This window comes from Kribbella sp. NPDC043289 (genome assembly GCF_056436705.1).
This window is the reverse complement of record NZ_JBWKCB010000005.1, coordinates 570,684-584,589: the sequence shown is the minus strand read 5'-3', so window position 1 is coordinate 584,589 and position 13,906 is coordinate 570,684. Positions and strand designations below refer to the sequence as shown.

Genomic DNA, 13,906 nt, shown 5'->3' with positions numbered 1-13,906 from the left:
CGTACCGGTATGTCTCTAACTTCGAAGTATGACCACCGCGTGCGAAGTCCAGGTAGCTGCTGCCGAGCGTTTGCTGACCGGCCAGTTCGGCCGGCTGCTGGTGATGGTTTTCGGATCCGGGCTGAGCATGTACCTGCTCACCTCCGTGGTCCCGCTCTACCTGGCCGCCAACGGATCCGGCGGGGTCGGCGCCGGTCTGTCGACCGCCGCGATGATGTTCTCCGCGGTCGCCGTCGAACTGCTGGTACCGCGGATGCTCGCCCGCTGGGGCTACCAGGTCGTCCTGGGTCTCGGTCTGATCCTCCTCGGTGCACCGTCGCTGGTCCTGCTCGCCACCGCGAGCCTCCCGGTCGTGCTGGCCGTCTGCATCGTCCGGGGCGCCGGCCTGGCGATCCTCGTCGTCGGCGCGGTCGCCCTGGTCGCCGACCTGACCCCGGCCGCCCGCCGCGGCGAGGCGCTCGGCGTGTACGGCGTGGCGGTCGGCGTGCCCGCGGTGATCGGTCTCCCGCTCGGCGTCTATCTGACTCACGTGATCGGCTTCGGCGCGCTGTTCGTCCTGGCCGCGGTCGCCTCGCTCGCCGGTCTCGTCACGCTGATCGGGCTGCCCGCCGCGGTGCGCACCGAGGGGCAGCACGTCCAGGTACTCGGCGGCGTCCGGCGCAGTGGTCTGCTGATGCCGACTCTGGTGTTCGCCGCGGTGACCGTCGCGGCTGGGATCAGCGTGACTTTCCTGCCGCTCGGGGTTGCCGGGGGCAAGCAGTCGATGGTCGCGACAGCCCTGCTGCTGCAGGCGATCGCTGCACCCGCCGCGCGCTGGCTCGCCGGTCGGTACGCCGACCGCATCGGCCCCGCGAAACTGCTCGCACCCGCGCTGCTCTTCGCCGTCGTCGGCGCCGGCTCGCTGGTTTTCCTGCCTAGCGCCGTCGCGATCCTGATCGGCTCGACCTGCTTCGGTATCGGGTTCGGCGCCGCGCAGAACCTCACGCTGACGCTGATGTACAACCGCGTCGACCGCTCCCGCTACGGCCAGGTCAGCGCGCTCTGGAACCTCGCGTACGACGGCGGTTGGGGAGCCGGCGCGCTGATCTTCGGGGCGGTCGTCGGCGGGGTCGGCTTCCCGGTGGCGTTCGCGCTGACCGCGGCGGTCGTGGCCGTGGCCGTCGTACCGGCGATCAGGGCGTCCCGCTGAGCGGCGTGGTCAGAGCTTGCGCAGCCTGACCCAGCGGACGGCGTGGTCGGCGCCCTTGCGGAGCACGAGCGTGGCGCGGGAGCGGGTGGGCAGGATGTTCTCGCGGAGGTTCGGGCCGTTGATGCCGTCCCAGAGCGATTCGGCCTTCGAGATCGCCTGCTCGCGGCTCAGCTCGCCGTACCGGACGAAGTACGACTCCGGGTTCCGGAAGGCCGTCTCCCAGAGTTTGAGGAAGCGGGCGACGTACCAGGAGCGGATGTCGTCGGCGGCGGCGTCGACGTACACCGAGAAGTCGAAGAAGTCGCTGACCGCGAGGCCGCTCTTGCCGTCCGCGTGCCGGGGCGCCGGCTGCAGGACGTTCAGCCCCTCGAGCAGCAGGATGTCGGGCTGCTCGACGGTCGTCCGGACGTCGGCCATCCGGTCGTAGTGCAGGTGCGAGTAGACCGGCGCCTCGACGGTGTCCATCCCGGACTTCACCTCGACCACGAAGCGCAGCAGGGACTTGCGGTCGTACGACTCCGGGAACCCTTTGCGCTGCATCAGGCTCCGGCGCTCGAGCTCGGCGTTCGGCCAGAGGAAGCCGTCGGTGGTGACCAGCGCGACCCGCGGGTGCTCGGGCCAGCGGGCCAGCAGTTCGCGGAGCAGGCGCGCGGTCGTGGACTTGCCGACGGCAACCGATCCGCCGATGCCGATCACGAACGGCGTGCGGGTGGCGGCCGGTTTGCCGAGGAAACTCTCGGTGTCGGCGTGCAGGGCGCGGGCGTGCCGGACGTACAGCGACAGGATCCGGGACAGCGGGAGGTAGACCTCGCGGACCTCGTCCATGTCGATCTCGTCCCCGAGACCGCGCAACCGCTCCACCTCGTCCGCCGTCAGCGGGGAGACGGTGGTCTCGGCCAGTTGGGCCCAGGTGGCCCGGTCGAGCTCGGTATAGGGAGTCACCTCCCGCGACGGCTGCAGCATGTGGCCCATTCTTCCCACCGGCGCGGGAAGCACCCACATCAGGCGGACGTGGGCTTCGTCTCAGCTACGGTACGGTCTCGAAACTTTCGGTCACCGTCCGGTGACCGAGCGGGTGTGCGAGGATCACGACCCGATGATCGATTCCGCCTGGCTCGGTACTCAACGGCTGCCCGAAGTGACCGTGCACGCGTCGGGGGCGCTGGCCCAAACGATCCGGGCCGAGCTCCGGCAGACGCGCCGCTTCCGCACCGACGTACAAGTTGCCGTGTGCACCTTGACCCGGGTCCGCGAGACCCCGCTGTGGCGGGAAGTCGAGGCCGCCGTCCCCGAGCACGGGCTCGGCGTCGAGGGGTTCGTGGTGGTGCGACGGGGCAACGATCTCGTGGTGGCCGCCGAGGGCGGCCACGGATTGCTGTACGGCTACTTCTACGTGCTCCGGTACTTCGAGTGGATGAGCGGCGACTTCACCGTCGTCGAGCAGCCGGCGGTCCCGATCCGGATGCTGGACCACTGGGACGAGGTGTCCGGCACGGTCCGGCGCGGGTACTCGGGTGGATCGATCTTCTTCCGCGACGGTCAGGCGGTGGAGGACCTGACGAGGGTCCGGTCGTACGCGCGGCTGCTGGCGTCGATCGGGATCAACGCGGTCGCACTCGCCACCGCCGAACTGCCCGACGTGGCCCGGTTGGCCGGAGTTTTCCGGGAGTACGGGATCGCGGTCAGTCTGGCGATCGAGTTCACCGACGACCCGCGCGACGAACGCGTCGCCCGCTGGTGGGCCGCGACGATCGCCCGGGTGTACGAGGTCGTCCCCGATCTCGGTGGACTCGTGGTGCGGGCGGGCGCGGACGCCGAGGGAGCGAACCTGCTCGGGCGCGCGGTGGCGCCGTACGGCGGAACGGTTTTCTGGCGAGTTTCCGGCGCGGAGTCGCCGCTGGACTGGCGGGACCGCCGGGCGGATCGCGCGCGGGCGGCGTACGACCAGTTCATCCCGCTGGACGGACGGTTCGAGGAAAACGTCGTACTGCAGGTTCCGCACGGGCCGTCGGAGTTCCAGGTCCGGGAGCCGGTCGCGCCGCTGCTCGGGGAACTGCAGGAAACCGTTTTCGGGCTGGAGTTGCAGGTCACGCAGGAATATTCCGGACAGCAACGGGACCTGTGCTACCTCGGGCCGTGGTGGCGGGAGATCCTGCAGTTCGACACCACCGGCGGCGCGGGGGCGACGGTTGCCGACCGCATCGGTGCGGTCGTTGCCGTGTCCAACGTCGGCGACGACCCGAACTGGACCGGCCACAAGCTTGCGCAGAGCAACCTCTACGCGGTCGGCCGGCTGGCCTGGGACCCGGCCGCGGACCCGGTCAGCCTGCTGCACGAATGGGCCGCGGCGACGTTCGCGATGGACGATCGGACGCGGAGCGAGCTGGTGACGATCATGTCCGGTTCGTGGCGGACGTACGAGCAGTACACCGCGCCGCTCGGCGTCGGGTTCATGGTGACGCCGGAGACGCACTACGGGCCGAGCGTCAACGGGTACGAGTACTCGGCCTTGGGCACGCACCACTTCGCGGACCGGGACGGTGTCGGCGTGGACCGGACGGTGAAGACCGGATCGGGATTCACCGGGCAGTACCCGGAACCGCTCGCCAGTCTGTACGAGGACGTCCACAGCTGCCCGGACGAGTTGCTGCTGTTCTTCCACCACGTGCCCTACGACCATCGGCTGCAGAGCGGGACGACGGTCCTGCAACACATCTACGACACGCACTTCCAGGGGTACGCCGAGGTCGAGGCGATGGCCGCGCGGTGGCGCGTGATCGCCGAGCGTTTCGTGCCGGTGGTCCGCGACAACATCACGGACCGGTTCGAGACGCAGCTCGCGAACGCCCGGGAGTGGCGCGACCAGGTGAACACGTTCTTCTTCCGACTCAGCGGCGTACCGGACAACCAGGGCCGCACGATCCACCGGTAACCTGGTTCGAAAGTTTCGAGACGGGAGGCGTCGTGGGCGAGCGGCCGACCATTGCGAAAATTGCGGAGCAGGCCGGGGTGTCGGTGCCGACCGTGTCCAAGGTGCTGAACGGGCGCGCGGACGTGGCCGAGGCGACCCGGGCGCGGATCGAGGGCCTGATCCAGGAGCACGGGTACCGGCGGCGCAGCGCGGGGACGACGGCCAGCCCGATGATCGACCTGGTGTTCAACCAGCTCGGCGGCGAGTGGGCGATGGAGCTGATCCGCGGCGTCGAGGAGGTCGTCCGCGCGGCGGGCGTCGAACTGGTGCTGTCCGAGTGCGGCGGCGCGTTGCGGCCGCGGCAGGAGTGGATCGAGTCGGTGCTGAACCGGCGGCCGCTCGGCGTGATCATGGTGTTCTCCGACCTGGATACCGAGCAGCGGGCGCAGCTGGAGGCGCGGCGGATCCCGTTCGTGGTCGTCGATCCGGTCGGCGACGTTGGCGACGACGTACCGTCGATCGGCTCGGCGAACTGGAACGGCGGGCGGATGGCGACCACCCATTTGCGGAACCTCGGCCATCAGCGGATCGGGATGATCGGCGGGCCGATGGACACGTTGTGCTCGCGGCAGCGCGTCGATGGGTACTCCGACGCGCTGCGCTCGACCGGGGCCGAGGCCGACCCGGCGCTGATCCGCTGGGGCGACTTCTCGGTCGGCGGCGGGTACCGCGAGGCACTCGTGCTGCTCCGCCAACCCAGCCCGCCGACCGCGATCTTCGCGGGCAGCGACATGCAGGCGCTGGGCGTCTACCAGGCCGCCCGCGAACTGGGCCTCGACGTACCTCGCGATCTCTCCGTGGTCGGGTACGACGATCTGCCCGTCGCGCAGTGGGTCACGCCGGCGCTGACGACCGTCCACCAACCGCTGCACCAGATGGCCGAGCTCGCGGCCCGCGTCGTACTCGATCTCTCCCGTGGCGAGACACCGACCGCGCTCCGGCTGGACCTGGCCGTCGACATGAGGGTTCGCCGGTCCACCGGGCCGGCCTAGGACCGCGAGACGGGATCGGGCTCGGCGATCGCGGTCTCACGGGCGTGGTCGACATCGCCGTGGGTCGCGGTCAGGTAGGCGACGAGGACGGCGAACAGCAGGAGTCCGACCAGCGTGACCGGGCCGATGCCCCAGCCGACGCCGCCGTCGTGGGTGCCCTTGCCGAGCCAGTCGGCGATCGACGCGCCGAGCGGCCGGGTCAGCACGTACGACGACCAGAAGGCCACCGTGACGTTGAGGCCGAGCCGCCACAGGCCGAGCGGCACCACGATCAGGACGGCGAAGAGCACGATCGACCAGGTGAAGCCGAGGCCGAAGTCGATCGCGGTGGCGTCGCCGACGGCGGTACCGAGGCCGAAGGTCAGCAGCACGACACCCCAGTAGAACCGTTCGCGCCGGGCCGTGGTGATCGAGTGCACCGAGATGGTGCCTTCGCTGCGCCGCCACCAGGTCAGGAGGCCGCACAGCAGGACGAGATAGACGATGGAGTCGAACCAGTACGGCGTACCGAGGGCGACGTGCGGTCCGTCGGCGATCATCGTGCCGAAGAGCGCGACGCCGAGCACGGTGATCCAGTAGCGCACCGGGTGGTAGGTGGTGGCCTTCAGCTGCAGGTAGAGGGCGGTGAAGAACGTGCCGATCCCGACGACAGCGGCCAGCGGGATGCTGAGGCTGCCGAGGTAGTCCGACGCGGTCTCGCCGATGCCGGTCGTCAGCAGCTTGACGACCCAGAACATGACGAAGACCGCGGGGACCTTCGGGGCCGGGAACACTCGTGTATGCATGGTGCGCGAGGGTAGAGAGCCGAAGCTGAGAGGGACCTGATCGGCGTGCGGTGCTCCGGCGGCGGCTAGGGTGAGGGACATGATCGTCGGCGTGGGTATCGATGTGGTCGACGTGGATCGGTTCATGCGGACGCTGGAGCGGACGCCCGGACTGCGGGACCGGGTGTTCACCGCGGTGGAGGCGGTCAAACCGCCGGCCTCGCTGGCGGCGCGGTTCGCGGCCAAGGAAGCGTTGGCGAAGGCGCTCGGGGCGCCGGCCGGCATGCACTGGCACGACGCCGAGGTGCAGACCGACGAGACCGGTCGGCCGTGGCTCGAGATCACCGGGACGGTCGCGACCCAGGCGGCGAAGCTCGGCGTACAGAGCCTGCATCTGTCGCTGAGTCACGACGCCGGCATCGCATCCGCAGTGGTCGTCCTGGAGGGCTGAACATGCGCAGCGCGCACACCGTCGAGCAGGTCCGGGCCGCCGAGGCCGAACTGATGGCGAAGCTCCCGGACGGCACGCTGATGCAACGCGCCGCGACCGGCCTTGCGGTTGCCATCAGCAACTTCCTGGGCCGCGCGTACGGGGCCCGCGTGGTGCTCCTGATCGGCTCCGGCGACAACGGCGGTGACGCCCTGTACGCCGGCGCGAACCTGGCCCGCCGCGGCGCGCAAGTCACCGCGGTGCTCCTCTCGTCCAAGGTGCACGAGGCAGGGCTCGAGGCGCTCGTCGCGGCAGGTGGCCGGGTCGGCTCTCCGGACGAGATCCGCACCGCCGACGTGGTCGTCGACGGGATCGTCGGGATCGGCGGTCGCCCAGGTCTCCGGCCGGACGCGCTCGCCGCGGTGCAGGTCGCCGAGCAGTACGGCGTACCGATTGTGGCTGTGGACACGCCGTCTGGGGTCGACGTAGACACCGGCGAGACGCCCGAGCCGCACGTCCGCGCCGCGTTCACCGTCACGTTCGGCACCCACAAGATCTGCCACTTCATCGACCCCGCCGCGAGCGCGTGTGGGCCGGTGCACCTCGTCGACATCGGCCTCGACCTGCCGCCGGCGCCGGTGCAGGCGCTGCAGGCCCGCGACGTGCGGGCGCTCTACCCGGTGCCGCACGCCGACTCCGACAAGTACTCGCGCGGGGTTCTCGGGCTGATGGTCGGCTCCACGCAGTACCCGGGTGCGGCCGTCATCGCCACCGCCGGCGCGCTGGCCGGTCCGGTCGGGATGGTGCGGTACGTCGGTCCGGATGCGGTCGCGAACGCGGTACGGGAAGCCCACCCGGAGATCGTCGGCGCCGGCCGGGTGCAGGCGTGGACGATCGGCTCCGGGCTCGGCGATGAGCTCGACGTACCGCGGATCCGCGAACTGCTGGACGCCGAAGAGCCGGTCGTACTGGACGCCGACGGCCTGAAGGCACTCGACGAATCCGGCGACCATGTCAACGTTCTGGCCACGCCGCACGCGGGTGAACTCAGCCGCTTGCTCGGGGTTGACCGCGCGACCGTCGAGGCCGACCGACTGAAGCACGCGCGCCTCGCGGCCGAGCGTTTCGACGTCACGGTCTTGCTCAAGGGGTCGACGACTGTTGTTGCCGCTCCCGACGGCGAGGTCCGGGTGAACACGAACGCTACGCCGTGGTTGGCGACGGCGGGGTCCGGAGACGTTCTTGCGGGCCTGTGCGGTTCGCTGCTGGCCGGCGGCCTGTCGCCGCTGGACGCGGCCGCCGTCGGTGCTTACTTACACGCCGCCGCAGCCAACCTCGCGGCTGATGGTGCGCCAGTAACCTCCATGAATGTCGCCCACGCTCTGCCAAGGGCGACCCGCTCGATCTTGAGCTGACGCTGTTGGGGACAACGGCGAGGAGATCGCCTGCGACCTCGAAGGTGCGCCGGCTCCCCGAGATCCCCGCGCCGCGTGGCACGAGCCGCTCGACAAGCACCAGTCGCCGGCACCACGAGTCATGCGAGACCCCGCGTCGCCACGAGTCGGCGTCGCCACGAGCTCGCTTGATAGTCATGTGCCCGCGTAACCGCCGGTCGGTCGAGGAGCGCGGTAGCGCGCAAGGTCCGGCGCTAGCCGGGTGGGATGCACCGGCGCTAGCCGGGGGGGGGGGGTGGGTGCGCGCGTGGTGGTGCGTTGAGGAGCGGAGCGACGAAGTAGCGCCGGAGCACGCGGGGGCGACCGCAGTACCTGAGGCGCGCGGTACGTGTTGCGGGGTGGAGCGTGCGGACGTAGGACTGGAGAGTTGCTGGTGCCTCCACCGCCTTTGGAGTGTGCACGTGAAGCGATTCGTGGGGTTCGTGGTGCTTGTCCTGCTCGCGGTGCTGCCGGTTCCGGCGGTCGCGAGGACGACGTCGTACGTGGCTGATCGGCAGACGAAGATCGACGTGATGGGGGAGTGGGCGCATCCCGATGACGACACGAGCTTCATCGGGCCGTGTGGTGTCTGGCATCAGCTGTACGGCGTGAAGTGCGGCGTGATCATGGTGACCCGGGGGGAGGGCGGCGGCAACGCGGCCGGTACCGAGCTCGGCCCTGATCTCGGGCTCCGAAGGGAGAACGAGGACCGCGTCGCGCACTACCGCTCGGGCACGGTCGACATCTTCAACCTCGACCGCGTGGACTTCTTCTACAACCAGAGCGCGCCGCTGACGCAGTATTTCTGGGACGAGCAGGAGACGCTGCGCCGGGTGACGCGGGTGATCCGCGAGACGCAGCCGGAGGTCTACATCGGGTTCACCCCGACACTCGCCGCCGGCCACGGCAACCACCAGCAGGCAGGCCGGCTGATCTGGGAAGGCGTCATCGCCGCTGCCGACCCCACGATGTTCCCGGAGCAGCTGAAGGGCCCGCACGCGCTCAGCACCTGGCAGGTCAAGAAGGTCTTCTCCGGCGGCAGTACGGCGGGTACGGGCGGTACGACGACCGCCGCGAACTGCACCACCGGCTTCACCCCGACCGGCGTCGACACTGTCGCGGGCGTGTGGACCGGCTACAACTCGCCGTACAGCTGGCCGGCCGGCAACTCGCAGGGGCAGACCGCCGGTACGCCGAAGATCTGGCAGCAGGTCTCGGACGAGGGCCGCGCGGCGTACCCGACGCAGAGCCGCGTGATGTACAAGGGCACGTCCGCCCCGGCCTGCCCACGCTTCGGTATGACGGAATCGTTCGTACCGTTCCAGCCGAACAACAACGCATTGGCGGGCCGTGACGACGCGATCCTGTTCGGCGCGACCAGACCGGATCCGGGCGGGCTGCCGCTCGGCACGCTCGAATACCTGACGTTCTCCCGCTCCTACAACGTCGCAGGCGAACCCTTCCAAGCAACCTTGCACCTCCGCGGGAAACTTGCCAAAGGCAACGTAGCGCTGACCGTCCCGCCCGGTTGGACGACCGATGGCCCGAAGCCGGTCCGCGCCGGTTCCGCCGCCGACGTCACCTTCACCGTCACCCCGGCCGCCAACGCCCCGGTCGACCAGAACGCGAAGGTCTCCGCGCTCTACACCACCGACCACGCCTCGGGGTACACCGACAACGTCGTCCGCATCGTCGCCGCCGCCGAGGGACGCTTCCAGCGGTGGGGCAATTGGCAGGAGTACGACGAGTGGCTGCAGAACACCGCACCGCAAGCCAACCGTCTCGGCCGCTCGCAGGCGATCCAGTCGATGGGCATCGGCCAGAGCATCGACGTACCCGTGGTGGTTCACAACTGGTCGGCGAAGCAGCAGACCGGCGCGGTGTCGCTGGACGTGCCCGCCAACTTCACGGTCGACGCGGCGAGCAAGCCGTACGACCTGCAGCCCGGCGCGGACGCCACCGTCACGTTCAAGCTGACCAACACCGACACGACATTGCCGGCCCAGCAGAATGTCTCGATCCCGATCCGCACCGCGACCGGCAGCGAGACTCTCACCCTCACGCTTGTCCCGACCACCGTCATCCCGCAGGCCACGCCGGTCGTCGACGGCAAGGCCGAACCCGGTGAGTACCCGGGCGCCACGCTCGACCTCGGCCGGATCTGGCAGGGCGCGAGCACCTGCACAGGCGTCGACGACTGCGGCGTTTCGTCAACGGGAGAAGGCAGTACGGCGAAGGTCAGCTGGTCCGACGACGCGCTCTACTTCTTCATCCACGTCCGCGACGACTACCAGTCGTACGCCGTGACACCGGCCGAATGTGTCGGTCACTGGCAGGCCGACTCGGTCGAGATCCTGCTCGACCCGCGCGGCACCGCGTCGCAGGACCTCAAGGACACCGCGAACACGTTCAAGCTCGGGATCTTCCCGTTCTCCCAGAGCGGAGGACCGTGCTGGGAACGCGACGCGGACAACCACCAGGGCTACTCGAGCGGCGCCCTCGACACCGGCAACGCGCCGGGCGTCCAGGTCGCGTCGACCGCGCAGTGGGTCGGCAGCAACTCGACGACGGTCCCGCACGCGTACGCCGGTGGCGGGTACGACCTCGAGGTGAAGATCCCGCTCGCCGACCTGCCGTCCGCCGTCGACCCGTCGCGGCTCGGCCTGAACATCACGCCGTACGACAACGACGACACGTCGGCCGCCGGTACGACGACGTTGCGGCATATCGACATGAGTACTCGGCTCGGGTGGTCGGCGCTCGGGTCCGTGCAGTCCGACCCGTACCGCTGGGGGCTCGCCACGCTCCCCGGATACACCCCGCCGGCGGACCGTCCGACTACCCCGGCACCGCCCGACGTGTCGAACCCGAACCTGAACGGCGCGCTGTCTCCGCAGACGATTGCACAGTCTGCGCGCAACGGCGTACCGATCTCGGGCCGGGTGCCGAGTGACGACCTGAAGATCCTGTCGTCGGCGCTGCGCGGAAACGCAGTACAGCTGGTCACGTCGTCGAAGGGATCCGGTACGGCGCGGGCGTTCCTGACCAGTGGTGAGCTCGGCGCGATCCCGGTGTGGACGACGTCGTGCACGTCCGATCCGGCGCCGGACTACGGCTTCACGCCGTGCGCCGTCACCGATGGCGCGACGCCACCGTGGTCACCGGACATGAGCGGTCATCTGGTGAAGCAGGTCACGCGCGGCGTGCAGAACTGGACGATCCCGTTGACCGCGGCGCAGCGCCAACAGCTCCGGGACCGCGGGCACCTGTTGGTGTCCTACGAGACCACGGAGAACGAGGTCCAGGCCTTCGACATCCGGATCGCGTAGTCGGCCGCCTCCCGGACCTGCTCGCTCGGGTGCTCCAGCGCTCGCTGCAGCAGGTCCGTGGTGGCGGCCTGCGGCACGGCGCCACCTGTTGCCATCAGCAACGGAACCAGCAGGTACGGATCCGCCTCGAGCCCGTGCTGCACCTGGTTGGCCAGCATCGTCTCGGTCCAGGTCAGGGTGTGCCGGTTGACGGCCTCGGTGATCAACGCGGCCCGGTCCGGGGACCGAGTGCGGAGGAAGAGCGCCTTCGCGCGCACGTCGGCGCACTCCACCTCGATGATCTGCTCGGTGCCGGCCGCGAAGACGATGCCGAGGTCGCCGGTGCCGACGCGTTCGAAGCTGGTGCCGGTCGCCAGGGCGATCGCGGCCAGTAAGTCGTTGTCCAACCAGTCGTCCGGGCGGATGACCAGACCTGTCCAGTGCTGCCCGCTAGCGGGCTGCTCGCTCACTTGCCTCAGCGTATCGCGGTGAAGTCCAAGCCGCCGCCCGTGGAACGAAGCTTCAGTGTCGAGCCGTCGACCTGATAGCTCACCTGGCCGTGCAATCCCTTCAGCAGCGTGGATTCCAGCTTCGCGGCGTCGCCGGCGCAGGCCCGGCGGGTGGTGGCCAGTTCGCCGAAGGTGAGCTTGCCGGTGGACCGCGCGACCACGCCCTGGAACTCGTTGCAGCCGGTGGACCCGGTGACGCGCTCGCCGTTCAGCGTCAGCCAGGCCTTCTCGGAGTCGGCCTGGTGCGACGCGACCTCGCCGGTGATGGCCGTGGACAGCGCCCACTTGGTGCCATCGAGGGCAACATCGGGTACGGCGGTCTGCTGGTCGGTGAGCGCGATCGTCGTACTACCCGCAGTGAGGGCGAGTTTGTCGCCGGTGAGCTGCCACGTCGGCGTTGCCTGGATGATTTTGGCCAGCCAGGAGTCCTGACCTTGCTGCGGACCGGGGCAGCCCATCGCGGTGCTGGCGAGCTCGCCGTCGAGGGTGAGCTTGCCGCCGGCTGTCGAGACCTTCGACTGCATCGAGTTGCAGCCGACGTCCGCGACCAGGCGGCCGTCCGCGGTGAACTGCAGCCGGACCCGGGTCTTCGGCGCCAGCGGTCGCGGTTTCCCGTCCTCGGTGACCGCAGTCGAGAGGTACGTCCGCCCGGCCAGGGACGGCTCGCTGCCGGTGTCCTGTCCGGCGCTGTCCTTTCCAGCGCTCTGGCCGCACGCGGTCAGCGTCAACTGGGCCAGCAACAGGCCGGCCGCGGCGCGGGCGATCATCCGTTTGTTCACACTCTCAGGACGCCGCGGAGAGCGCTCGCGTTGCAGGTGCACGGACAGTTAAATTGGGACCTGGGGTTGGCAGCGCTGATCACGGTTCGATAACGTCACCGCCGTACGCGAGAGCGAACAGCACGACAAGGCCACTGACCTGGCCCCTCTGGGGATCCAATCGAACAGTTGAGGGCCGCACGCGAGTTCTGGGGCAGCAGTGCGGCCCGTCGAGCAAACTAAGGAACTCTCCGCATGCCCCCCACCCGAACTGCCCGGAGTCGCGTGATCCTCCCAGCGGCCCTCCTCGCGGTCGCCGGACTGGTCGCGGTTCCGATCGCCGTGCACGCGTCCAAGGACTCGTCCTTGGCGACCGCGAACGCCGCGGACAGCACGACGACTGCCCTCCCGAGCGTCGGACGCGTGGAATCCTGCGTCCTGGATTCGTCCTCCAGCTGTACGGTCCAGCACGGCTTCGGCCAGAAGCCGACCGCGATCACCGCGACCGCGGCCGGTCCCGCGATCCTGTCCATCGACCCGAGCCGCAGCACCGACCAGAGCTACCGGTTGCGCGCCCTGCGGTACGACGGCCTGAAGTACGCCGCCGGCACGAAGCTGACCTACACCGTCCACTACGACTTCGCCGCCGCCCCGGGACAGCCGACGACCTCCCCGTCCGGTACGCCGACGACGTCGACCCCGACCAAGCCGCCGACGTCCGCCCCGACCTCGACGCCGACGCAGACCACCACGACCACCAAGCCCCCGACCACGGCCCCGACTTCTGCCCCGACGTCGGCGCCGACCTCCGCACCGACGTCGACCACCACGTCGCCGACCTCGACGACGAGCCCGAGCAAGACCTGCACGAACCCGTCGTTCACCACCACGTCGACGAACAACTCCGGTGACGGCCGGACCTTCGGTGCGTACTACGTCCACAACAACATGTGGAACAACAGCAACGGCACCTACAGCCTGAGCGCCTGCAACTACGACAACTGGTTCCTCGACGTCACCCAGCCCCTGCCGGGTGACCGTGGTGTCCAGGCGTACCCGAACGTCCACAAGGACTACAACAACGTGCCGCTGTCGAAGGTCCAGTCGGCGAAGTTCGCGGCGACGACGCCCGCGAACTGCTCCGCGTGCATCTACAACGTCGCGTTCGACATCTGGATCGGCGACGGGCTGAACAACGAGCTGATGATCTGGACCGACAACAAGAACCAGACCCCGGCCGGCAACAAGGTCGGCACCGTCACCTTCGGTGGCTTCACCTACGACGTCTGGCACGAGAACGGCTACACGGCCTACGTGTCCCAGAAGACGCAGAAGTCCGGCACGATGCCGCTGGCGAGCTTCTTCAACGACATGTCGACCCGGGGCTGGGCCCCGAAGGCCACCACCTGGCAGGTCGACTACGGCGTCGAGGTCGTCTCCACCGGCAACACCAAGCAGCGCTTCGACTTCACCGACTTCTCCATCCAGGAGAACTGAGGCGCCGCACGCTCTCGCGACACCGGCGGCCACCGCGTTCTCGCGGTGGCCGCCG

The 13,906-nt window shown here is 69.5% G+C and carries 11 protein-coding genes; 7 read left to right on the top strand and 4 right to left on the bottom strand.

The window, feature by feature from the left end; genetic code table 11:
• Window positions 1-28: 28 nt before the first annotated feature.
• Window positions 29-1,189, top strand: a complete 1,161-nt coding sequence (locus AC0662_RS30535; RefSeq protein ID WP_478304961.1) for an MFS transporter — start codon at window positions 29-31, stop codon at window positions 1,187-1,189.
• Between the two features lie 9 nt (window positions 1,190-1,198).
• Here AC0662_RS30535 and coaA read toward each other — a convergent pair whose 3' ends face one another.
• Window positions 1,199-2,152: a type I pantothenate kinase gene (gene coaA, locus AC0662_RS30530; RefSeq protein WP_452203054.1), complete on the bottom strand. Its 954-nt coding sequence runs from the start codon at window positions 2,150-2,152 to the stop codon at window positions 1,199-1,201.
• 133 nt (window positions 2,153-2,285) lie between these two features.
• Here coaA and AC0662_RS30525 point away from each other — a divergent pair, with 133 nt between their 5' ends.
• Both AC0662_RS30525 and AC0662_RS30520 read left to right on the top strand, forming a co-directional pair.
• Window positions 2,286-4,121, top strand: coding sequence for an alpha-glucuronidase (locus tag AC0662_RS30525; protein WP_478304959.1), 1,836 nt, complete (start codon window positions 2,286-2,288; stop codon window positions 4,119-4,121).
• A gap of 32 nt (window positions 4,122-4,153) precedes the next feature.
• Window positions 4,154-5,152, top strand: coding sequence for a LacI family DNA-binding transcriptional regulator (locus AC0662_RS30520; protein WP_452203050.1), 999 nt, complete (start codon window positions 4,154-4,156; stop codon window positions 5,150-5,152).
• On the opposite strand, the gene AC0662_RS30515 is transcribed toward AC0662_RS30520, so the two are convergent.
• On the bottom strand, window positions 5,149-5,937 hold the full coding sequence (locus tag AC0662_RS30515; RefSeq protein ID WP_478304957.1) for a COG4705 family protein: 789 nt from the start codon (window positions 5,935-5,937) through the stop codon (window positions 5,149-5,151). The genes AC0662_RS30520 and AC0662_RS30515 overlap by 4 nt on opposite strands.
• Window positions 5,938-6,016: 79 nt before the next feature.
• On the opposite strand from AC0662_RS30515, the gene AC0662_RS30510 reads away from it, so the two are divergent.
• The 3 genes from AC0662_RS30510 (at window position 6,017) to AC0662_RS30500 (ending at window position 11,108) form a co-directional block, all read left to right on the top strand.
• The gene (locus tag AC0662_RS30510; RefSeq protein ID WP_452203046.1) at window positions 6,017-6,367 is read left to right on the top strand and encodes a holo-ACP synthase; all 351 of its coding nucleotides are present in this window, start codon (window positions 6,017-6,019) and stop codon (window positions 6,365-6,367) included.
• Window positions 6,368-6,369: 2 nt separating this feature from the next.
• The gene (locus AC0662_RS30505) at window positions 6,370-7,761 is read left to right on the top strand and encodes an NAD(P)H-hydrate dehydratase (RefSeq protein WP_478304955.1); all 1,392 of its coding nucleotides are present in this window, start codon (window positions 6,370-6,372) and stop codon (window positions 7,759-7,761) included.
• Window positions 7,762-8,201: 440 nt separating this feature from the next.
• Window positions 8,202-11,108: a PIG-L family deacetylase gene (locus tag AC0662_RS30500; RefSeq protein ID WP_478304953.1), complete on the top strand. Its 2,907-nt coding sequence runs from the start codon at window positions 8,202-8,204 to the stop codon at window positions 11,106-11,108.
• On the opposite strand, the gene AC0662_RS30495 is transcribed toward AC0662_RS30500, so the two are convergent.
• On the bottom strand, window positions 11,057-11,557 hold the full coding sequence (locus tag AC0662_RS30495; protein ID WP_452203041.1) for a hypothetical protein: 501 nt from the start codon (window positions 11,555-11,557) through the stop codon (window positions 11,057-11,059). The two genes, AC0662_RS30500 and AC0662_RS30495, sit on opposite strands and share 52 nt — an antisense overlap.
• Window positions 11,558-11,562: 5 nt before the next feature.
• Window positions 11,563-12,375, bottom strand: a complete 813-nt coding sequence (locus AC0662_RS30490; RefSeq protein ID WP_478304951.1) for an META domain-containing protein — start codon at window positions 12,373-12,375, stop codon at window positions 11,563-11,565.
• Between the two features lie 234 nt (window positions 12,376-12,609).
• On the opposite strand from AC0662_RS30490, the gene AC0662_RS30485 reads away from it, so the two are divergent.
• Entirely contained in the window at window positions 12,610-13,851 is a 1,242-nt protein-coding gene (locus AC0662_RS30485; protein WP_478304949.1) for a GH12 family glycosyl hydrolase domain-containing protein, read from the top strand.
• The last annotated feature ends 55 nt before the right edge of the window (window positions 13,852-13,906 follow it).

Bases quoted from the DNA above. Each gene is read 5' to 3' on its own strand.
- AC0662_RS30485 (WP_478304949.1), top strand. From the start codon at position 12,610: ATGCCCCCCACCCGAACTGCCCGGAGTCGCGTGATCCTCCCAGCGGCC.
- AC0662_RS30505 (WP_478304955.1), top strand. From the start codon at position 6,370: ATGCGCAGCGCGCACACCGTCGAGCAGGTCCGGGCCGCCGAGGCCGAA.
- coaA (WP_452203054.1), bottom strand. From the start codon at position 2,152: ATGCTGCAGCCGTCGCGGGAGGTGACTCCCTATACCGAGCTCGACCGG.
- AC0662_RS30510 (WP_452203046.1), top strand. From the start codon at position 6,017: ATGATCGTCGGCGTGGGTATCGATGTGGTCGACGTGGATCGGTTCATG.
- AC0662_RS30525 (WP_478304959.1), top strand. From the start codon at position 2,286: ATGATCGATTCCGCCTGGCTCGGTACTCAACGGCTGCCCGAAGTGACC.
- AC0662_RS30535 (WP_478304961.1), top strand. From the start codon at position 29: ATGACCACCGCGTGCGAAGTCCAGGTAGCTGCTGCCGAGCGTTTGCTG.
- AC0662_RS30515 (WP_478304957.1), bottom strand. From the start codon at position 5,937: ATGCATACACGAGTGTTCCCGGCCCCGAAGGTCCCCGCGGTCTTCGTC.